Source organism: Sphingomonas palmae (assembly GCF_900109565.1).
Taxonomy (GTDB): Bacteria; Pseudomonadota; Alphaproteobacteria; order Sphingomonadales; family Sphingomonadaceae; genus Sphingomonas; species Sphingomonas palmae.
Genome location: NZ_FNZZ01000003.1, coordinates 420,033 through 438,924 on the forward strand (window position 1 = coordinate 420,033; position 18,892 = coordinate 438,924).

The 18,892-nt window shown below is 68.2% G+C and carries 20 protein-coding genes; 16 read left to right on the plus strand and 4 right to left on the minus strand.

Annotated elements, in window-relative coordinates:
- Positions 1–103 precede the first annotated feature (103 nt).
- Positions 104–2,377: an SPOR domain-containing protein gene (locus BMW51_RS09945; RefSeq protein ID WP_093005873.1), complete on the plus strand. Its 2,274-nt coding sequence runs from the start codon at positions 104–106 to the stop codon at positions 2,375–2,377.
- A 40-nt stretch (positions 2,378–2,417) separates the two neighbouring features.
- Entirely contained in the window at positions 2,418–3,584 is a 1,167-nt protein-coding gene (locus BMW51_RS09950; protein ID WP_093005875.1) for a deoxyguanosinetriphosphate triphosphohydrolase, read from the plus strand.
- A 66-nt stretch (positions 3,585–3,650) separates the two neighbouring features.
- Here the strand turns inward: BMW51_RS09950 and BMW51_RS09955 are convergent, their stop codons facing one another.
- Positions 3,651–3,941 (minus strand): hypothetical protein, encoded by a 291-nt coding sequence (locus tag BMW51_RS09955; RefSeq protein ID WP_093005877.1) that lies wholly within the window; start codon positions 3,939–3,941, stop codon positions 3,651–3,653.
- A gap of 174 nt (positions 3,942–4,115) precedes the next feature.
- Here BMW51_RS09955 and argS point away from each other — a divergent pair, with 174 nt between their 5' ends.
- The 8 genes from argS to tatC are packed head-to-tail and all read left to right on the plus strand — an operon-like array spanning position 4,116 to position 10,445.
- Positions 4,116–5,843 carry an arginine--tRNA ligase gene (argS, locus tag BMW51_RS09960; protein ID WP_093005879.1) on the plus strand — a complete coding sequence of 576 codons (1,728 nt, stop codon included), beginning with the start codon at positions 4,116–4,118 and terminating at the stop codon, positions 5,841–5,843.
- Positions 5,843–6,571: an SPOR domain-containing protein gene (locus tag BMW51_RS09965; protein ID WP_093005881.1), complete on the plus strand. Its 729-nt coding sequence runs from the start codon at positions 5,843–5,845 to the stop codon at positions 6,569–6,571. The genes argS and BMW51_RS09965 overlap by 1 nt, the downstream gene beginning before the upstream one ends.
- A gap of 60 nt (positions 6,572–6,631) precedes the next feature.
- Positions 6,632–7,633, plus strand: coding sequence for a beta-N-acetylhexosaminidase (gene nagZ, locus BMW51_RS09970; RefSeq protein ID WP_093005883.1), 1,002 nt, complete (start codon positions 6,632–6,634; stop codon positions 7,631–7,633).
- An 11-nt stretch (positions 7,634–7,644) separates the two neighbouring features.
- Positions 7,645–8,373, plus strand: a complete 729-nt coding sequence (locus BMW51_RS09975) for a segregation and condensation protein A (protein WP_093005885.1) — start codon at positions 7,645–7,647, stop codon at positions 8,371–8,373.
- A complete protein-coding gene (gene scpB, locus BMW51_RS09980; protein ID WP_093005887.1) occupies positions 8,370–8,945 on the plus strand; it encodes an SMC-Scp complex subunit ScpB in 576 nt (191 codons plus the stop codon). The genes BMW51_RS09975 and scpB overlap by 4 nt, the downstream gene beginning before the upstream one ends.
- Before the next feature lie 26 nt (positions 8,946–8,971).
- Complete coding sequence (locus BMW51_RS09985; protein ID WP_093005889.1) at positions 8,972–9,208, plus strand: twin-arginine translocase TatA/TatE family subunit; 237 nt, start codon at positions 8,972–8,974, stop codon at positions 9,206–9,208.
- Between the two features lie 29 nt (positions 9,209–9,237).
- Positions 9,238–9,684: a Sec-independent protein translocase protein TatB gene (gene tatB, locus BMW51_RS09990; protein ID WP_093005891.1), complete on the plus strand. Its 447-nt coding sequence runs from the start codon at positions 9,238–9,240 to the stop codon at positions 9,682–9,684.
- The gene (gene tatC / locus BMW51_RS09995) at positions 9,681–10,445 is read left to right on the plus strand and encodes a twin-arginine translocase subunit TatC (protein ID WP_093005893.1); all 765 of its coding nucleotides are present in this window, start codon (positions 9,681–9,683) and stop codon (positions 10,443–10,445) included. The genes tatB and tatC overlap by 4 nt, the downstream gene beginning before the upstream one ends.
- A 141-nt stretch (positions 10,446–10,586) precedes the next feature.
- Here tatC and BMW51_RS10000 read toward each other — a convergent pair whose 3' ends face one another.
- The 3 genes from BMW51_RS10000 to BMW51_RS16100 all read right to left on the minus strand — a co-directional run bounded on the left by BMW51_RS10000 (position 10,587) and on the right by BMW51_RS16100 (position 12,800).
- Entirely contained in the window at positions 10,587–10,721 is a 135-nt protein-coding gene (locus BMW51_RS10000) for an entericidin A/B family lipoprotein (RefSeq protein WP_093005895.1), read from the minus strand.
- 326 nt (positions 10,722–11,047) lie between these two features.
- Complete coding sequence (locus tag BMW51_RS10005) at positions 11,048–12,634, minus strand: sensor histidine kinase (protein ID WP_093005897.1); 1,587 nt, start codon at positions 12,632–12,634, stop codon at positions 11,048–11,050.
- A gap of 7 nt (positions 12,635–12,641) precedes the next feature.
- Positions 12,642–12,800 carry a NepR family anti-sigma factor gene (locus tag BMW51_RS16100; RefSeq protein ID WP_177171616.1) on the minus strand — a complete coding sequence of 53 codons (159 nt, stop codon included), beginning with the start codon at positions 12,798–12,800 and terminating at the stop codon, positions 12,642–12,644.
- A 235-nt stretch (positions 12,801–13,035) separates the two neighbouring features.
- Between BMW51_RS16100 and BMW51_RS10010 the strand changes: the two genes are divergently transcribed.
- From BMW51_RS10010 to BMW51_RS10030, 6 genes are all read left to right on the plus strand, one after another.
- Positions 13,036–13,830, plus strand: a complete 795-nt coding sequence (locus BMW51_RS10010; protein WP_093005899.1) for a response regulator — start codon at positions 13,036–13,038, stop codon at positions 13,828–13,830.
- 72 nt (positions 13,831–13,902) lie between these two features.
- Entirely contained in the window at positions 13,903–14,040 is a 138-nt protein-coding gene (locus tag BMW51_RS16105; protein ID WP_177171617.1) for a hypothetical protein, read from the plus strand.
- Between the two features lie 107 nt (positions 14,041–14,147).
- Positions 14,148–14,789: a sigma-70 family RNA polymerase sigma factor gene (locus tag BMW51_RS10015; protein WP_093006051.1), complete on the plus strand. Its 642-nt coding sequence runs from the start codon at positions 14,148–14,150 to the stop codon at positions 14,787–14,789.
- A 187-nt stretch (positions 14,790–14,976) separates the two neighbouring features.
- Positions 14,977–17,610: a bifunctional [glutamine synthetase] adenylyltransferase/[glutamine synthetase]-adenylyl-L-tyrosine phosphorylase gene (locus BMW51_RS10020; protein WP_093006053.1), complete on the plus strand. Its 2,634-nt coding sequence runs from the start codon at positions 14,977–14,979 to the stop codon at positions 17,608–17,610.
- Entirely contained in the window at positions 17,603–18,049 is a 447-nt protein-coding gene (locus tag BMW51_RS10025) for a peroxiredoxin (RefSeq protein WP_093005901.1), read from the plus strand. Before BMW51_RS10020 ends, BMW51_RS10025 begins: the two co-directional genes overlap by 8 nt.
- The gene (locus tag BMW51_RS10030) at positions 18,046–18,840 is read left to right on the plus strand and encodes a ferritin-like domain-containing protein (RefSeq protein WP_093005903.1); all 795 of its coding nucleotides are present in this window, start codon (positions 18,046–18,048) and stop codon (positions 18,838–18,840) included. The genes BMW51_RS10025 and BMW51_RS10030 overlap by 4 nt, the downstream gene beginning before the upstream one ends.
- Positions 18,841–18,892 lie beyond the last annotated feature (52 nt).

An 18,892-nucleotide genomic window follows, 5' to 3' on the forward strand; every position in this document is an offset into this window, starting at 1 on the left:
CCGTCGTTTTCACGATATTCGTCGCCGCGGCGTCTCGTTTCGCCGCACGGCTTGATGCGCGTCATTGCCGCGCAAGGCTCCAGCGGCTCTAGCATTTCACGACATGCGTTTACCGATGCTTTATTCCGCGTCGCTGCTGCTCGCCGGCGTCGCGCTTCCGCTTCCGCTCGCCGCACAGGCGGTGGTGCAGCCGCTGCCGGGTACCACCGACGCCGACAAACTGGCCGATCTCGTTCGGCAGATCGGGCGCAACCCGCGTGACGTGAACGCGCTGGTCGATGCGGGTGACCTGTCGGCAAAGCTCGGCGACGCCACTGCCGCCGCCTCGCTCTACAAGCGCGCGTCGCAGGTCGATCCCAATAACGCGCGTGTCCAGGCGGGCATCGCGCGCATCCTCGTCAACGGGGAGCATCCGGGCGAGGCCTTGCGCTATTTCGCCCAGGCGGAACGCGCGGGTCTGTCGCCGACCACCTTCGCCGACGACCGCGGGCTCGCCTATGACCTGATCGGCGAGCAGGAGCGCGCACAGCGCGACTATCGCCAGGCGCTGGCACGGCCGGGTCAGGACAATGAGGACGAGGTGCGGCGCCGCTACGCGCTGTCGCTCGGCATCTCGGGCCGCAAGGACGAGGCGCTGGAGCAGATCGACGCGCTGCTGCGCAAGAGCGACCGCGGCGCGTGGCGCGCGCGCGCGTTCATTCTGGCGATGAACGGCGACGCGAGCGGCGCGAACAAGATCGCGACGACGATGATGCCGGCGGGGATGGCGGGCGGGCTCGCCGCGTTCTTCACGCGGCTGCCGACGCTGTCCCCCGCCGATCGCGCCTTCGCGGTCCATTTCGGCGAGGTGACCCCCACGCCCGAGCGGATGGCCGACGCGCGGCTGGTTCCGCCGCTGCCCGCGCTTGCGCCCGATCCGTACGCACGCAGCTCGGGTGTTCAGGTTGCGAGTCGAACGGCCGTTCCGCCGCGCACGAGCACGGAACGCCGACGCGGTCGCGAGTCGAAACCGCCCGTGACGATCGCGGCGCGCACGCCCCCGCGCGCCGAGCAGGTCGCCGCGGCGAGCCGCACGGTCCAGCCGCTGCCCGTCACCCAATCCGCGCCCGCCAGCCAGCCCTCGTCACCCGCGCCAATCGCAGCCGCACCGACGCAGGTCGCGCAGGCGCTTTCCGTCACGCGTCCCGGCTATGCGACGAGCCCGGCCGGCAGCACATCCGCACCGGTCGCGAGCCTCGCTGCGGCGGCCGAGACCCGCACGACTGTGCCCGCGGCGAGCGCTCCGGTCGCGGTCGCCAGCAGCGCGCCAGCGACCGCGCCGGTCACCACCGCGTCACAGGCCAATGCTGCGATCCGCGCGCAGGTGCCGGCATCCGCGCCTACGCAAGTCGCCGCAAACACGGTAGCCCCGCTGGCTCAGGTCAGCAGCGCCCCACTGCCTGCACCGGCGACGAACGTCGCGCTTAGCCCAGTGACAGGTGGCGAGCGCGCCGCGGCTCCGGCAAACAACGTAACGGCAGCGCCGGTCCAGCTCGCCTCCGCAACGACGACCGCGCCCGTTCCGACGCAGCCGACGGTTCAGCCGGTCCCATCCACGCCGTCGCGAATCGAGAATGAGGACACCATCCTCGCGCGGATCGTCGCCAACATCTCGATCCCCGCGTCGGAGCTCGGTGTCGCGCCGATGCCCGGCGCCGCGCCGCAACCGGGCGCGACTACCACGATCGACGAGGCGGCGGTCGCTGCCGAGAACAATCCTGTCGCAGTCGAGCGTCGGCGGGATCGCGTAGCGGCCACCAGCACGAGCACGCGGGCTCGCCGCGTCGCGCTGGTCGAGCCCACTGAAACCGCAGCCAAGCCGGACGCGCGCAAGGAGGCGGCGAGCACGGGTGCCGCACCGATTCGTTCGCGTCGTGGCAAGGTGACGCAGGAGGTGGCTGAGGCCGACGCGGTAGACGAAACCCCTGCTACGACCCGCCGCGGTGCCCGCAAGAAGGACGAGCCGAAGCTGACGCCGAAACAGGCGGCGGCAAAGGCGAAGGCGGATGCCAAGGCGCTCGCCGATGCGAAGGCGGAAGCGGCGGAGAAGAAGGCGGCGCGCGCGCAGCCCGAGCGTTACTGGGTCCAGGTCGCGGGCGGGGCTACGCAGGGCGACCTGCACAAGGCGTGGAAGAACGTACGCAGCAAATCGTCACTGCTCGCCAGCCGCGCCGGCTACACCACCCCGCTTCGCGCCACCAACCGCGTCGTGACCGGTCCGTTCAAGACGCAGGAGGAGGCGCAGGCGATGGTCAACAAGCTGTCGAAGGACGGCGTGTCGGCCTTCACCTTCACCAGCGAAGCGGGGCAGAAGATGACGAAGCTCGGCGATAAATGAGGGCTGGGCGGGAAGTGAGCCGCGCCTTCGTGACGGCCGCGTGAGCGAACTCGCCCCCTGGGCTTCGCGGCCCGAGCGCAGTCGCGGACGGCTGCACGAGGAACCGGGTGCGGCCGAGCGCGGCCCGCGCGACGCGTTCCAGCGTGACCGCGACCGGATCATCCACTCGATCAGCTTCCGCCGGCTGCGACACAAGACGCAGGTGTTCATGGCGCCGGACGGCGATCATTTCCGCGTGCGGCTGACGCACAGCATCGAGGTCGCGCAGATCGGCCGCACGATCGCGCGCGCGCTAGGCCTCAACGAGGATCTGACCGAGGCGCTCTGCCTAGCGCACGACATCGGACACCCCCCGTTCGGCCACGCCGGTGAGGATGCGCTCGAACGCGCGTTGGAGGGCCGCGGCGGGTTCGATCACAACGGGCACACGCTGCGCACGCTGATGACGTTGGAGCGTCCGTACCCCCGCTACGCCGGATTGAACCTGACGTGGGAGGCGCTCGAGGGCCTCGCCAAGCACAATGGTCCGGTTCTGGCGCCCGAATGGGCGCTGGCCGAGGTCGACGCGCAGACGGGACTCGAACTCAGCAGCTATGCGTCGCTGGAAGCGCAGGTTGCCGCGCTGGCCGACGATATCGCCTACGACAATCACGATATCGACGACGGGTTGCGGGCAGGGCTGCTGACGGTCGACCAGCTCTGCGCCGTGCCGCTCGTCGCGCGTGGGTGGGCGAGAGCGCGAGCCGCCTTCGCGGACCTGGACGACGAACGGCTGCACGGCGAGGTGATCCGCAGCCAGATCGGCGCGATGGTCAACGACCTGATTGCCGAGACGCGTGGGCGGATCGCTGCATCAGGCGTGCGGAGTGTCGAGGACGTGCGCGACGCCGGACGTGCGCTGGTCGGCTTCTCGGATCAAATGGCGGCGGACGAGCGTGCGCTGAAAGCGTTCATGTACGCCAACCTGTATCATCATCCGCGCCAGCTTGCGGCGGCGGCGGCGGCGGACCGCCTGATCGACGGATTGTTCGCGGCCTATCACGCCGATCCCGCGCTGTTGCCGGACGAGTGGCGCGTGCGCCTGCCCGATGCGGAGCCGCATTTGAGCCGCCACATCGCCGACTTCATCGCCGGTATGACCGATCGCTACGCCATCTCGCGCTACCGCGAGGTGGTCGGCCCGATCGACCTGCCCGACGGTTTCTGACGTCCATACGACAACGGCGCCCGCTCGCGAGAGCGGACGCCGTCGATGTCGGTCAGGGTCGAGCGTTCAGTTCGCGGCGGCGGCACTCGCCACGACGGCGCTGCGCGTGCGGAACGACACCGGATAGCCGTTGCTGGTGCCGCGCACGCGGTCGCCGTCGACCAGCAGGCGGAACTTCTCGTGGCTGTCGACCTCGTGCCCCTCGATCAGCGTCTTGCCGTTCTCGCGCGCGGTCTGCGTGTAGACGTAGGTGCGGCCCTCGTGCGTGAAGCGCTGCTGCGCCGGTTCGGCAGCGATGCCGACGGTCGAGATGAGCGCGGTGGCAGCGGCGGCGGCGATGAAGGCGATCTTGCGCATGTGTTGCTCCCGGTTGGTTGATGCCCGCGACGGGCCGGATGAGCACAAGCTATTTGTGCGGTGCAGCATGAGCAAATGACTTGATCGCCAATGCGATTGCAGCGCGTGCAACCTGCTGCGGTTCATGGGGACGCTTTTGCGTGCGCGCGCGCCTTGGTCTAAGACCCCGCCGCTATGACATTGTACGCCCGCTTCGCCGCCCACGTGGGCGACGCGCTCGACGCGCTCGTTTCCGCCGGAGAGCTGCCCGCCGATCTCGACCGCCGCAACGTGACGGTGGAGCCGCCGCGCGACCCCAGTCACGGCGACCTCGCCACCAACGCCGCGATGGTGCTCGCCAAGCCGGCGAAGACCAACCCGCGCCAGCTCGCCGAGAAGATTGCAGGCCAACTGGCGGCGCTACCCAGCGTCACCGCGGCCGAGGTCGCGGGACCGGGCTTCATCAACCTGCGCCTGTCCGACGACACGTGGCGCGACGAACTGCGCGCGGTCGCCGCGAGCGGTGCGGATTACGGTCGCTCCGCGGTGGGCGACGGGATCAGCGTCAACGTCGAATATGTGTCGGCCAACCCGACCGGTCCGATGCACATGGGGCATTGCCGCGGCGCGGTAGTGGGCGATTCGCTCGCCAACCTGCTCGCATTCGCCGGGCACCGGGTCATCCGCGAATACGTCATCAACGACGCGGGCAGCCAGGTCGACGTGCTCGCGCGCTCGGCACACATCCGCTACCGCGAGGCGCTGGGCGAGGATGTCGGTGCGATCCCCGAGGGGCTGTATCCGGGTGACTATCTCGTCCCGGTCGGACAGGCGCTCGCCGCCGAGTTCGGTGATCGCTACGCGTCGGCGCCGGAGGGCGACTGGCTGATCTTGTTCCGCACGCGCGCGGTCGACGCGATGATGGCACTGATCAAGGCCGATCTCGCGCTGCTCGGCATCCATCACGACGTGTTCGCGTCCGAGGCGGCGCTGCAGGCGGCGGGCAAGCCCGAGGAAGCCGAGGCGTGGCTGCGCGCGCGCGACCTGATCTACGACGGCGTGCTCGAGGCACCGAAGGGCGAGACGCCGGAGGATTGGGAGCCGGTCGAACTGCCGCTGTTCCGCTCGACCCGCTTCGGCGACGATCAGGATCGCCCGATCCGCAAATCGAATGGCAGCTGGACCTATTTCGGCGCCGACATGGCGTACCATTTTCAGAAGGCGCAATCGGCCGACCAGCTGATCGACATCTGGGGTGCCGACCACGCCGGCACGGTGAAGCGCATCCAGGCCGCGGTCGCCGCGCTGACCGAGGGCAAGACGCGCTTTGACATCAAGATCGTGCAGATGGTGCGGCTGCTGCGCGCCGGCGAACCGGTCAAGATGAGCAAGCGCGCGGGCAATTTCGTCACGCTCGCCGACGTGGTGCGCGAGGTCGGCAAGGACGTGGTGCGCTTCACCATGCTAACCCGGCGCGCCGACGCGCAGATGGATTTCGACTTCGCCAAGGTGGTCGAAGCGTCGAAGGACAATCCGGTCTTCTACGTCCAATACGCACACGCGCGCGTCGCCTCGCTGCATCGACGTGCGGCGGAGGCGGGGATCAGCGTGGAGGGCGCCGATTTGTCCCGGCTTGACACGGAGGACCTCGCGCTCGTGAAGCTCGCGGCGCAGTTTCCGCGGGTGGTCGAGACTGCGGCGGCAGCGCGCGAGCCGCACCGGATCGCCTTTTATCTCTACGACTTGGCGGCAGAGTTTCACGCCGCGTGGAACATCGGTAACGACCGTCCCGATCGCCGCTACCTGATCGCCGACGATCACGGTGTCACGGCTGCACGCCTGTCCTTGGCGGCGAGCATCGGACAGATTATTCGCAATGGCCTCTCCATCATGGGCGTGGAGGCGGTTTCGGAGATGCACTGATGGCGACCTCGGATCAGTTCGAGCGCGACGAGGACCGGCTGCCGTGGCTGGAAACGGTCGAACCCGACGAGCCGCAGCGCTCGGGCGGCGGACGCGTCGTGCTGCTGGTCCTGCTCGGCCTGCTGGTGCTGGGCGGCGTGATCTTCGGCCTGTACCGCTTGCAGACCGGACGCGGCGCGGACGGGTCGGGTGAACTGATCGCGGCGCAGGAAGGCGATTACAAGATCAAGCCCGACGATCCCGGCGGCTTGAAGGTCAACGGTGAGGGCGATGCCGCGATCGCCACCAGCGCAGGGGCGAACCCGAATGGCTCAATCGATCTGAAGGCGGTTCCAGAGGCGCCGATAAGCGGCACGCGTCGCCCGGCAACGCAGCCGACGCCGCGCAGCGGCACCACCTCGGCGAGCGTCGCGGTTCCGGCGGCGAGCGCGCCGCTGCGTGCACAGCGCCCGATGACCGCGCCGGTCGCGGCGGTGCCGGGTGCGGGATCGGGCGGCAGCCTGGTCCAGCTCGGCGCCTTCCCGAGCGAGGCGGCGGCGAACTCCGCCTGGAGCGCGGTCGCAAAGCGGTTCGGCTATGTCGCGCCGCTCGGCAAGGACGTGCAGAAGGCCGAGGTCAACGGCCGCACCGTCTATCGCCTGCGCGTCAACGCGGGTAGCGCCAATGCCGCCGCCGACATCTGCGGCCGGTTGAAGGTCGCGGGCGAGAGCTGCTTCGTCACCAGCTGAACTCGACCGGGCGAGCCGGGCGGGTTTCGCTGCCCCCGCGTTTGGCGTAACCGCTGCGGCATGAAGCCCGTCATCTTCGGCCTGTCGGGGCCGGTATTGTCCACCGACGAACGCGCCTTCTTCGCCGAGGCGCGACCCGCCGGCTACATCCTGTTCAAGCGCAACGTCGAGACGCGCGAGCAGCTTCGCGCGCTGACCGACAGCCTGCGCGAGCTCGAGGGGCGCGAGGATGTCGCGATCCTGATCGATCAGGAAGGCGGGCGCGTCGCGCGGCTGGGTCCGCCCGAATGGCCAAGCTTTCCCGCCGGGCCGGCGTTCGACGCGCTCTACGAACGCGCGCCGATGTCGGGGATCGAGGCCGCGCGCGCCAACGCGCACGCGCTCGGGCTGACGCTCGCCGAGGTGGGCGTCACCGTGAATTGCCTGCCGCTGCTCGATGTCGCGCGCGCCGACACGACCGAGGCGATCGCCAGCCGTGCCTACGGTCGCGAGCCGATGCGCGTCGCCGCGATGGGACGCGCGACGCTGGAGGGGCTGCGCGCGGGCGGCGTCGTCGGCGTCGTCAAGCACATGCCCGGGCACGGCCGCGCGCTCGCCGACTCGCACTATCACCTGCCGACCGTCACCGTCTCTGCCGAGGAGCTGGAAGAAGACCTGGCCCCGTTTCGCGCACTGGCGGGTGCGCCGATGGGGATGACCAGCCACGTCGTCTACCAGGCGTGGGACGCCGACCGCCCCGCGACGCTATCGTCGATCGTGATCGATCAGATCATCCGCGGTCGGATCGGGTTCGACGGCCTGCTGATGACCGACGACATCGACATGAAGGCGTTGTCGGGCACGCCGGCCGAGAAGGCTGCCGGCGCGATCGCGGCGGGGTGCGACGTGGTGCTCGACTGCTGGGCGCGGATGGACGAGATGCAGGCGATCGCCGCCGCGCTGCCCGACATCACGTCGCGCGGTCGCGAGCGGCTCGACGCGGCGATGTCGAGCGTGGGGGAACCCGCGGGCGACCTCGCCGCGCTGACCGCGAAGCGCGACGCGTTGCTGGCGCTCGCCTGAGCGCGGGACGGATGGCCGCGCCCGAGCAATTGCTGCTCGATCTCGACGGGTGGGAAGGGCCGCTCGACGTGCTGCTCGGCCTCGCGCGCGCGCAGAAGGTCGATCTCAAGCAGATCTCGATCCTGGCGCTGGTCGAGCAATATCTCGCCTACATCGAGCGTGCGCGGCGCACCAGGCTCGAACTCGCGGCCGATTATCTCGTCATGGCGGCGTGGCTGGCATATCTGAAAAGCGCGCTGCTGCTGCCGCGCGATCCCGAGGTGCAGCCCGATCCCGAGGAGCTGGCGCTGCGGCTGCAGCTGCGGCTGGAACGGCTCCAGGCGATGCGCGAGGCCGGCGCGCGATTGATGGCGCGCGATCGACTGGGTCGCGACGTATTCACGCGCGGCGCGCCCGAGGGGCTGCGGACGCTGCGGCACAGCAAGTGGACGGCCGGGCTCTTCGACCTGATCGCCGCCTATGGGCGGGTCAGCGCGCGCACGCGACCGGTCATGCATGTCGTGCAGGACCGAGAGGTGATGACGCTCGACGCCGCGCTGGAGCGGGTCGCGGCGATGGTCGGGTCGGACGTCGATTGGCAGGCGATCGGGCGATTTCTGCCCGAGATTGCGTCGGAGCAACTGCGACGCTCGGCGCTCGCCTCGTCATTCCTCGCCGCACTCGAGCTCGCGCGGCAGGGGCGGATCGAATTACGTCAGGCCGAACCCTTCGCGCCGCTCTACCTTCGTGCGACCGGATGAACCCGCCAAATGAGGACGTGCGCGCGGTGGAGGCGGTCCTGTTCGCGGCAACCGAGCCGCTGTCCCCCGACACGATCCGCGCGCATACGGGGGTTACGGACGTTCGGGCCGTGCTCGAGCGTCTCACGCAGGATTACGCCGGCCGCGGGGTCGAACTGGTCGAGCGTGGTGGGCGCTGGCATTTTCAGAGCGCGTCCGACCTGGCGCATCTGCTTCGCCGAAATCGTGAGGAGCAGCGTCGCCTCAGCCGCGCCGCGATCGAGACGCTGGCGATCGTCGCTTATCACGAACCCGTCAGCCGCGCTGACATCGAGGCGATCCGCGGTGTGCAGATCTCGCGCGGGACACTCGACGTGCTGATGGAAGCGGGCTGGATCCGCCCCGCCGGCCGACGCGAGGTGCCCGGGCGTCCGCTCACCTACGCGACCACGCCCGAGTTTCTCGCGCATTTCGGGCTCGCCTCGCGCCGCGACCTGCCCGGCATCGACGACCTGCGCGCCGCCGGGCTGCTTGATCCGGTTGATATCGCGCTCGAGCAGGTCGAGGTAGTAAAGCCGGGCGACGACGATTAGATAGAGCGCGAACAGGAGACCACGTCATGGGCAGTTTCAGCCTTCCGCATATCCTCGTCCTCGCGGTGATCGCGATCCTGCTGCTCGGTGGCGGGCGTTTTTCCGCCATGATGGGCGATGTCGCCAAGGGCGTGAAAAGCTTCAAGAAGGGCATGGCCGAGGAAGATGAGGATACGACCCGTCCCAAGCCGCGCATCGAGGCGCAGTCGTCGGCGCACCCGGCCTATGAGCGCGATGCCGAGCGCGTTCGCGAGGACCGCTGACTCGACCCGATCCAGTCCGGCCGCGCTGAATGTTCGATATCGCCCCGTCCGAATTCTTGCTGGTCGCGTTCATCGCGCTGGTGGTGATCGGCCCGAAGGACCTGCCGAAGGCGCTGCGCGTCGTTGGATACTGGGTCGGTCGCGCGCGTGCAGTGGGGCGGCAGTTCCGCTCCGGCTTCGACGAAATGGTCCGTGAGGCCGAACTCGCCGAGATGGAAAAGAAATGGAAGGCGGAGAACGAGCGGATCATGCGCGAGCATGCCAATCCGCTGGCTGATGCCGGTGATGGTGCCACCGCGCTGCCTGCCCCGGCCGGTGAGGAGGCCGCTCCGGTGATGGTCGCGCGGCCGCAGATGATCGAGCACCCGCGCGTTGTCGCCAGCGATGGCGACGCGGGCGCGAGCTCGGACCTAGCTGGAGCGCACGACGTATCGTCGCGCGAGAAGCCGGCACCGATCGACAAGGCGCAATCGTGAGCGAGGAACTGGACGATTCGCGCGCGCCGCTGCTCGACCATCTGCTCGAGCTGCGCCGTCGCCTGCTTTACTGCATTGCGGCGATCACCGTGGCGTTCTTCGTCTGCTGGTATTTCGCAGAGGATATTTTCGCCTTCCTGGTGCAGCCGCTGCTCCACGCGGGACAGAAGACCGTCATCTACACGCAGATTTTCGAGGCCTTCTTCGTTCAGGTGAAGGTCGCGTTCTTCTCCGCGATGATGCTGTCGTTCCCCGTCATCGCCAATCAATTGTGGCAATTCGTCGCGCCGGGCCTGTATCGCAAGGAAAAGCGCGCGTTGTTGCCGTTTCTGCTCGCGACGCCGGTGTTGTTCATCATGGGCGCGGCAATGGCCTATTACGTTGCGGTGCCGATGGCGCTGCATTTCCTGCTCGGCTACACCGGAATGATCGGCGGGGTTCAGCAACAGGCGCTGCCCGCGGTGGGCAACTATCTCTCGTTTATCATGCAGTTCCTGTTCGGCTTCGGCGCGGCGTTCTTGCTACCCGTGCTGCTGATGCTGCTGGAGCGGGCAGGGGTCGTGACCCGCAAGCAGTTGATCGCGGCGCGGCGCTACGCGATCGTCGCCGCCTTCGCGATCGCGGCCGTGCTGACGCCGCCCGATGTCGGATCGCAACTGCTGCTCGCGATTCCGCTGGTGATCCTTTACGAACTGGCGATCGTTGGGATCTGGTTCACCGAACGCCGGCGCGCGCGTGAGGCGGGGCAGGCGGCTGCCTGAACGTCACCGATGGCGAGCGCGCGTCGCGCGTCTTCACTCGTCCTCAGCCTAAGCTCTGATCTTCTTCTACAAGCTCTGATACGAAAAGGGCGGCCGACTTACGCCGACCGCCCATTCAGGCTCCGCTGAGAGCGCCTGCGCTTACTTCGCGTCGTCCGCGGTCTTCGCCACCGTCTGCCCGGCCGAGGATACGTCCTTGCCTGCGCCTTCGATGGTGTTGCACGCCCCGAGGGTCAGGGCACTGGCCAGGATAGCGGCGGCCACGATCTTACGCATTGAAACATCTCCTGCTCGGCTTGATGCCTAGCGGTTCAATGCGCGCATGGCGGGTTCGTTCCGCCTGCGTGTCGATCGTGAGGTGAAAGAAATAAGGCCCGAAAGCACCACCGGGGGGGGGAGGGGTTGATGCTTCCGGGCCTATGTCGTGGACCGCGAGAGCGGGGGGCGTTTAGTCGCGGTCCGGGATGTAGAACGTCACGTCGGTATAGCGGTTCCGCACCGATCCGGCTTTTTCTTAGACGACGAAAGATTGGCGTTGTTGCCCGAAAACGGGGAGGGCGTGAACTCGGCGACGGTTCTTTGCGAAGGGACGGGCGTACGCCTTAATCGCTGTCGATCGTAATGATCTTGACCTCGTACGCACCCGACAAAGGGTCGTGTTGCAGCGTCGAGCGTAGCTGGCGCGTCAGTCCCTCGATCACGCGCCCGAAGCGGTTTTTCAGGCCATCGCGCAGGCAATCGCTGTCGATCAGCGCACGCGAGGAGATGCGCAACATGGCGCGATCGGGTTCCGGACCGGCACGCAGCGTGATGCGGAATTGCGGCGAGGCATCACACGTCATCGCGAGTTCGACCAATTCGGTAATCAGGAACGCGACCGGGACCGCCACGTCCTGCGTGACGTAGAGTGGGTCGACCTCTAACGCGATGCCGATCTGGGTATGTTCGGGCGCGGTTGCGCGCAGGTTCGACGACAGCTCGCTGCAAACCGAGCGCATGCTGACGCCGCGGTTCTCTTCCATCTCCGCGAAGTGATAGCGGTGGACGACCGCCAGTGCGTCGACGCGCCGTTGGATCGAGCTGTACGCCTGCGACGCCTCGGGCGACTTCGCGCCGCGCGCGTGGAAGTTGATCAGGCTGGAGATGACCTGCAGGTTGTTCTTGACCCGGTGGTGCACCTCGCGCGTCAGCTTGGTCTGCCGCACCAGCCCTTCCGCCAGACCCGCCTCGTGGATGGCGACCGTGCGGCTGAGCGCGCGGAACGTGTCGCCCAGGTCGCGCAGTTCCTGGGCGGGAAGTGCGCGGTACAATGCCACATCGGGTTCGTCGCCGGGCTCGTAGGCCGCGATACTGCTGCGCAGCGAGCGTAGCGGGGCGATGAGCAGTCGGTCGACCACGAACCACGCGATCGCCGCCGCCGCCGCCCACATCAGCAGCGGCAGCGCGAGCGCGAGGATCAGCGGCGACCCGATCGGCGCGCTGCGCACCTGCATTTCGAGCACCAGATCGGCGATGCCGAGATCCTCGCGAATCGCCTCGCGCCGCTCGAAGGTCCGTTCGCGCAGCAGCGGTACGAGCGTGAGCCGGTCGTCTTCGTCGACCAGCGTGGCGCCGTAATCGGACGAGAAGCCGCTCGGTTGTCCAATCTTCGACAGGAACTTGCGGGGGAAGAAGGCGGCGGCGCTCAGACCGCGATCGTCACCGCTGACGCGCAGCACCAGCCCGCGATCCGCGATGAAGTGCGCGGTCGTGCCCGAAGACACCGGCTCCTTGTTGGTCCGCTGCGCACCGGGAAAGGCGCGTCCGCAAATCACGCGGCCACCGCCGTCGAGAATCGCGAACTCGGCCCCCGCGACGGATTGCTGGGCGAAGACACCCTGAACGCGGGCGCAGCTCGGAGCGTTGGCGGGATCAAGCGTCAGCGCGTCGAGCGCGACCCGGAGCGCGGTCATGTCGCCGACCAGCTCGATCGAGATCGAGCGGCTGCTCTCCGCCGCGGCGACGCGCAGGTGCGAGCGCAATTCCGTATCGGCGATCTGGGTGACCCGCAAGGTCGCGAACACCGCGATCAGCGCTAGCGGAAGCAGCGCAAGGCTCAGGATCAGGAACAGTTTGGCGCCGGTCGGCCAGCGCGCAAGATAATCTTGCCGCGCGTCCCGCGTGACGCCAGCGGCAGACACGTCGGTCATGGCACCGTCAGTCGAGCTTGCCGAGGAGTGACATCAGATCGTCGGGCACCGTCTCTTCGACGGTTTTCTGGTACACCGATCGCAGCGCCGAGCCCATGTCGCGGTTCTTCGACTGTGCCGCCGTGCTCTTCTTCGGCTTATCCGGCAGCTTCTTCTCGGACGTCAACGCATGCCCCCCAATCGCCCCCACGCGCCGGGAGGCTGGACGAAAGAAATAACTGTGACCCTTTGCACGCGTGTGTTCCCGCGTTGGAGCGATGAAACCAAACAGCTTCTCGATGGTTCCCGCTGCGAGTGACGAAAATCTCGAACCGGGGGCCAGCGTCCCGGGCGATTAAGTCGCGCGATTGAAACGGGCAAGCGCCGTCCGGCGTCCTTGTCCCAGGGAGGGCTTTCTACACATGTCGTTGGGTCAACAACTCGCTCCGCATCTGCCGTTTCTGCGCCGCTACGGCCGCGCGCTCACCGGCAGCCAGATGCAGGGCGACCGCTACGTTCGCGCCACGCTGGAGGCGATCGTCGCGGCTCCCGAGGAATTTCCGCGCGACGTCGATCCGCGCCTGGGCCTGTATCGCACCTTTCAGGCGATCTGGAACTCGGCACATATCGAAGACGACGTGGACGCAGGTGGCGTCGACGATTCGGAGGCGATCGCGCGCGCGCGTCTTGCACGCATGAGCCCGCTGTCGCGCCAGGCGCTGCTGCTGACCGCGATGGAGGGGTTCACCCCGGAGGACGCGGCCTATCTGATCGACGCCGACACGCAGCGCGTCGAGGAGCTGGTCAACGAAGCGCTGGCGGAGATCGAGAAGCAGACCCGCGCGCGCGTGATGATCATCGAGGACGAGCCAATCATCGCGATGGATATCGAGAGCATCGTGCGCGACCTTGGCCACGAGCTGACCGGTGTCGCCGTGACGCGCGACGAGGCGGTGGCGCTGGCGATGGAGGACCGCCCCGGTCTCGTGCTCGCCGACATCCAGCTGGCCGACGACAGTTCGGGGATCGATGCGGTCAAGGACATCCTGGCCGAGTTCAACGTGCCCGTGATCTTCATCACCGCCTTCCCCGAGCGTCTGCTGACGGGTGAGCGGCCCGAGCCGACGTTCCTGATCACCAAGCCGTTCCAGCGCTCGACCGTGAAGGCCGCGATCAGCCAGGCGCTGTTCTTCGACCAGAGCACCGTGCCCGCCTGAGCGCGCACGAAACATCGTCATGGTTCGTTCGTTCGATACGGACCCAAAACGGTTCAGCGGGGTTGAACGACCATGACGAATGACGACGGACGCGTTCACGTGGAAACCGATCAGGCGCGCGCAGCGTCGACCCCTGGCGTCGGGCGCTATGTCCTCGGCGCCTCGCTCGTGCTGATCATCGTGATCTTCGCCGCACTCCTTCTGTTCTGATTGGAGTCGACCGAATGTTCGTAGGGGTGGCAAAGCCGACCGACGGTGATTATCTTGGACAGGCGAACGTGCCCGGTGGCGGGGCGAAGCCTATGCAACGGAGCGGCATGACCCAATCCCCAGTGAGCGCGCCGGGCGCCGACGGCACGGCGCCCGTCGAGCACGTCTCGCTCTCCGATCCCGAGTTCAAGGCGCAGTTGGCGCAGGTGATTCCGCACCTGCGCGCCTTTGGTCGCTCCCTGTCGGGCAACCGCGATCTCGCCGACGATCTCGTGCAGGAAACGCTGCTGAAGGCATGGGCCGCGCGCAAGCGGTTCCAGGCCGGCACCAACATGCGCGCGTGGACGTTCATCATCCTGCGCAATCTGTTCCTGTCGCAGATGCGGCGCGCGCGCTTCAAGGGCGAGTGGGACGATCTGGTTGCCGACCGCGTGCTCGCAGCACCCGCGAGCCAGGACAAGCACGTCGAGCTAGCGGACATGCAGCGCGCGTTGATGCACTTGCCGCAACCGCAGCGCGAGGCGCTGATCCTCGTCGGCGCCGGTGGTTTCGCCTATGAGGAAGCGGCCGAAATTTGCAACGTGGCGGTCGGCACGATCAAGAGCCGCGTCGCGCGCGGGCGTGTGGCGCTGGAGGCGTTGCTGAGCGACGGTACGCTCAAGTCGCGTCGTGATCATGAGAGCGACAATGGCCGCTCCACGCTTGATTCGATCATGGGTGAAGTCGACGAACTCGCGCGCGAGCGGTAGGAGCACGTCAGTTTAGCGGCGGATCGTACGCAGCCAAAATCACGACCTCCCTAGATGTTCATACCACTCACGACGGCTGAGACTGCTTTGCCTGATCAGTAGCCTCTGTTCTCTGGCTAGCGTCACTTATGGTCTGTGACAGCCGTTGAGTTGACGCGCCGGTCACGCGTTGCGCTATGCGCTGCTGATGCACGCCTCAGCCGACGATGCCCGCACCCGCGCGATCGATCATTCGCCCTTCCTCGCCGGATTGATTGCGCGCGCCGACGCTGACGAGGCGCTGCTGGCCGACGCGGAGGCACTGCCTGTTTCGAAGCGCTTGCGCGTGGAGCGCCGCCGCGTCGCGTTAGAGGTGGCGCTCGGCGACCTAGCCGGCCGGCTCGACCTGACGGAGGTGACGAAGCAGCTGACGCACTTCGCCGATGCCAGCCTCGATACCGCGATCCGCTCCGCGATCACCGAACGTACGCCCGGCGCCCCGCCGCTCGGCTTTGCCGCACTAGCACTCGGCAAACAGGGTAGCTTCGAGCTCAATTATTCCTCCGACATCGATCCGATCCTGATCTACGATCCCGCGACGCTGCCGTGCCGGCCGCGCGAGGAGCCGGGCGACGCCGCCGTCCGCATCGCGCGTCGCGTGCTCGAATTGCTGCAAACGCGCGACGCTGACGGCTATGTCCTGCGCGTCGATCTGCGGTTGCGCCCGTCTCCGGAAGTCACGCCGCTCGCGGTGCCGGTCGACGCGGCGATCGCTTATTACGAGTCGCAGGCGCTGCCGTGGGAACGCGCCGCCTTTATCCGGGCGCGCGCCGCGGCCGGCGACGTGGCGCTGGGCCAGCGTTTCCTCGACACGATCCGTCCGTTCATCTGGCGCCGCAGCCTCGATTTCGGCGCGGTCGGTGAGATCCTCGACATCACCCGGCGCATCCGCGACCATCACGCGCAGGGTCAGTCATTCGGCCCCGGCTATGATCTCAAGCGGGGTAGGGGCGGCATCCGCGAGATCGAATTCTTCGCGCAGATACACCAGCTGATTCACGGCGGTCGCGATCCGGCCCTGCGCGCGCCCGCGACGCGCGACGCGCTGGCGGCGCTGGCGGCGGCCGGACGTATTCCCGAGGCGGATGCCGCGGCGCTGGCGGAGGCTTATACGCTGCTGCGCACGATCGAGCACCGCGTGCAGATGATCGACGATCGCCAGACGCACGCCTTGCCGAGCGGCACTGCGCTCGACCGGGTCGCGCGGCTGCACGGTCTGGCAGATGGCGGCGCGCTGCTCGACCTGCTGCGACCCCACGTGGCGCGCGTGGCCGCGACGTTCGACCAATTGGCGCCGACGACGCGCGGCGAACTGCCGCACGATGCGGTTGCGCTCGCCGAGCGGCTGCATGATGCGGGTTTCGTCGATGGCGCCGCGGTGGCCGCGCGGATCGGCGATTGGCGTGAGCGACGCTACCCGGCGCTGCGCAGCCCCGCGGCGCAGTCGGCGCTGGAGGCGGTGCTGCCAGAACTCGTCGGCGCGCTCGCCATAGCGCCGGTGCCGGACGCCGCGGTCGAGCGACTGGACCGCGTGATCGAGCGGTTGCCGAGTGCGATCAATTTCTTTCGGCTGCTGGAGGCGCAGCCCGCGCTCACCGCACTCGTCGCGCGGGTGCTCAGCCACGCGCCGACGTTGGCGGAAGAAATGACGCGGCGGACCGACCTGCTCGACGGATTGATCGACGCGAGCGCGCTCGATCGAGTCGGATCGGTTGATGAACTCGCGCGTACGATGCGGCGGGTCGAGGCGGGGGCCGATTACCAGACCTTGCTCGACCATGTCAGGCGCGTCGTGGGGGAGCAGCGTTTCGCGCTCGGCGTGCAACTGGTCGCTGCCGCCGCCGATCCGTTGCAGGTCGCCGCCGATTATTCCCGCGTCGCGGAGGCCGCCTTGTGCGTGCTGGCGGAGGCGACCGTCGCGGAGTTCGCGCGTGCGCACGGCCGCGTGCCGGGTAGCGAGCTGCTGATCCTGGCACTCGGCCGTTTTGGGGGTGGTGCGCTGACGCACGCGTCGGACCTAGATCTGATCTTTCTGTTCACCGGCGATTTCCTGGCCGAGTCTGACGGGGCGAAGCCGCTCGGTGCGACGCTATATTACAATCGCCTTGCGCAGCGGGTCGCGGCGGCGCTGTCGGTAGCGACCGCTGCGGGGCCGCTCTACAAGGTCGATACACGGCTGCGCCCCTCGGGTACGCAAGGTCCGCTCGCCGTCACGCTCGAGTCGTTCGCCCGCTACCAGCGCGAGTCGGCGTGGACGTGGGAGCATATGGCGCTCACGCGTGCGCGCCCCGTGTTCGGTTCTACCGACGCCCGCGCTGCGCTCGATGCCGTGATCGCCGACGTTCTGACGGGAGGTCGTACCGAGCGCGACATCGTCGCCGATGCCCGCACGATGCGCGCCGACATGGCGGCGCACAAGCCGCCGCAGGGGCCGCTCGATGCCAAGCTGCTGCCCGGTGGACTGGTCGACTTGGAGTTCACCACCCACGTCGTGCAGTTGGTGACGCGGAGCGGCTTCAGCCCCGATCTGGGCGAAGCGCTCGACCGGCTGATTGCCGCCGGCCGTGTCCCGGCCACGCTGCGTGACGCGCACGACCTGCTCACGCGGCTGCTCGTTACCGCGCGGCTGGTCGCCCCCGACGCGGCGGAGCCGAGCGCGGAGGCCACGCGGTCGCTGATCGCGCAGGCGCTGAAGCTGCCCGACTGGGCGGCGGTGCTTGCCAGCTTCGCCGCCGTACGCGAGGAGGTCGCGCGTTGCTGGCAGGAGTTGGTCGATGGATGAGTTACCCGATGTGGCGGCGACCGGCGTCGATGGACAACCGCTGCGGCTGCTCGACCTGCCGCGCCCGCTGGTGGTGTATTTCTATCCCAAGGACGACACGCCGGGCTGCACGCGCGAGGCGCAGGATTTCTCCGCGCTCGCCGACGATTTCGCGGCGGCGGGCGTGCACGTGCTCGGCGTATCGCGCGACAGCGTTGCCAAGCATGAGAAGTTCACCGCCAAGCACGACCTGCGGGTCGCGCTCGCCAGCGACCTTGACGGCCAGGTGACCGAGGCGTTCGGCGTGTGGGGCGAGAAGCAGATGTACGGGCGCACCTACATGGGGATCGAGCGTGCGACCTTCCTGTTCGACCGCGACGGCAAGCTGGCGGGCGAGTGGCGCAAGGTGAAGGTGCCGGGCCATGCCGTGGCCGTGCTCGAGGCTGCGCGTCAGCTTTGACCAGCGTTGCAGAAGCCTGTCGCGAAGTCCTGACAACATCCGCACCGGTCGCCAAACTGAAGGCGGCGAGGCGGGTCGCGCGCGCGTGGCGTAAAGGTACGCTCGACCACGCGTTCCACGTCGCCATGCCCGCCAAGCCCGCGTGGCCGCCGCGCCCCGAACTGCTGCCGCCTGGCAAGATGCCCAAGCGCGGCAAGGCCGGGTCGGAACGTGGACGCATCGCATTGCTCCACGCACTGGCGCACATCGAGTTCGTCGCAGTCGACCTTGCGTTCGACATGGCCGGGCGGTTCGGCGCCGGCTTCCCAAGCGCGTTCGTAGACGACTGGATTTCGGTCGGCGCGGACGAGGCGATGCATTTCGCACTGCTCGACCGCCGCCTGCGCGCGCTCGGTTCCTCTTACGGCGCGCTGCCCGCACATGCCGGTCTGTGGGAGACCGCGGCGCGGACCGCGGACGATCCGCTCGCGCGACTGGCGGTCGTGCCGATGGTGCTGGAGGCGCGCGGGCTGGACGTGACCCCGACGACGATCGCGCGGTTTCGTGCATCCGGCGACGAGGCGGGCGGGCGCATCCTGCAGCGCATCTACACCGACGAAATCCGTCACGTGCGATTCGGCACGAGGTGGTTCGAGTGGGCGTGCGCGGAGCAAGGGCTGACCCCGCCGACGCACTGGCGCGCGCTGATCGACCGGCATTTTCGCGGGCTCGTTCGGCCGCCGTTCAACGACTCGGCGCGCACCTTGGCCGGTCTGACGCGCGAATATTGGGGCGGGCTTGCCTCGGAATGACACAATGCGCCACAAAGCGGCCATCAGGACGGGCGGGGGTCCCTACCGATCC

What these genes read in the sequence shown, in the direction of transcription:
- BMW51_RS09975 (WP_093005885.1), top strand. Translation starts at nt 7,645, where the DNA reads ATGGCCGCGCCCGAGCAATTGCTGCTCGATCTCGACGGGTGGGAAGGG.
- scpB (WP_093005887.1), top strand. Translation starts at nt 8,370, where the DNA reads ATGAACCCGCCAAATGAGGACGTGCGCGCGGTGGAGGCGGTCCTGTTC.
- BMW51_RS10015 (WP_093006051.1), top strand. Translation starts at nt 14,148, where the DNA reads ATGACCCAATCCCCAGTGAGCGCGCCGGGCGCCGACGGCACGGCGCCC.
- BMW51_RS09965 (WP_093005881.1), top strand. Translation starts at nt 5,843, where the DNA reads ATGGCGACCTCGGATCAGTTCGAGCGCGACGAGGACCGGCTGCCGTGG.
- BMW51_RS16105 (WP_177171617.1), top strand. Translation starts at nt 13,903, where the DNA reads ATGACGAATGACGACGGACGCGTTCACGTGGAAACCGATCAGGCGCGC.
- BMW51_RS10000 (WP_093005895.1), bottom strand. Translation starts at nt 10,721, where the DNA reads ATGCGTAAGATCGTGGCCGCCGCTATCCTGGCCAGTGCCCTGACCCTC.
- BMW51_RS09985 (WP_093005889.1), top strand. Translation starts at nt 8,972, where the DNA reads ATGGGCAGTTTCAGCCTTCCGCATATCCTCGTCCTCGCGGTGATCGCG.
- BMW51_RS09945 (WP_093005873.1), top strand. Translation starts at nt 104, where the DNA reads ATGCGTTTACCGATGCTTTATTCCGCGTCGCTGCTGCTCGCCGGCGTC.
- BMW51_RS09955 (WP_093005877.1), bottom strand. Translation starts at nt 3,941, where the DNA reads ATGCGCAAGATCGCCTTCATCGCCGCCGCCGCTGCCACCGCGCTCATC.
- BMW51_RS10025 (WP_093005901.1), top strand. Translation starts at nt 17,603, where the DNA reads ATGGATGAGTTACCCGATGTGGCGGCGACCGGCGTCGATGGACAACCG.
- tatB (WP_093005891.1), top strand. Translation starts at nt 9,238, where the DNA reads ATGTTCGATATCGCCCCGTCCGAATTCTTGCTGGTCGCGTTCATCGCG.
- argS (WP_093005879.1), top strand. Translation starts at nt 4,116, where the DNA reads ATGACATTGTACGCCCGCTTCGCCGCCCACGTGGGCGACGCGCTCGAC.
- BMW51_RS10020 (WP_093006053.1), top strand. Translation starts at nt 14,977, where the DNA reads ATGCACGCCTCAGCCGACGATGCCCGCACCCGCGCGATCGATCATTCG.
- BMW51_RS10005 (WP_093005897.1), bottom strand. Translation starts at nt 12,634, where the DNA reads ATGACCGACGTGTCTGCCGCTGGCGTCACGCGGGACGCGCGGCAAGAT.
- BMW51_RS10010 (WP_093005899.1), top strand. Translation starts at nt 13,036, where the DNA reads ATGTCGTTGGGTCAACAACTCGCTCCGCATCTGCCGTTTCTGCGCCGC.
- nagZ (WP_093005883.1), top strand. Translation starts at nt 6,632, where the DNA reads ATGAAGCCCGTCATCTTCGGCCTGTCGGGGCCGGTATTGTCCACCGAC.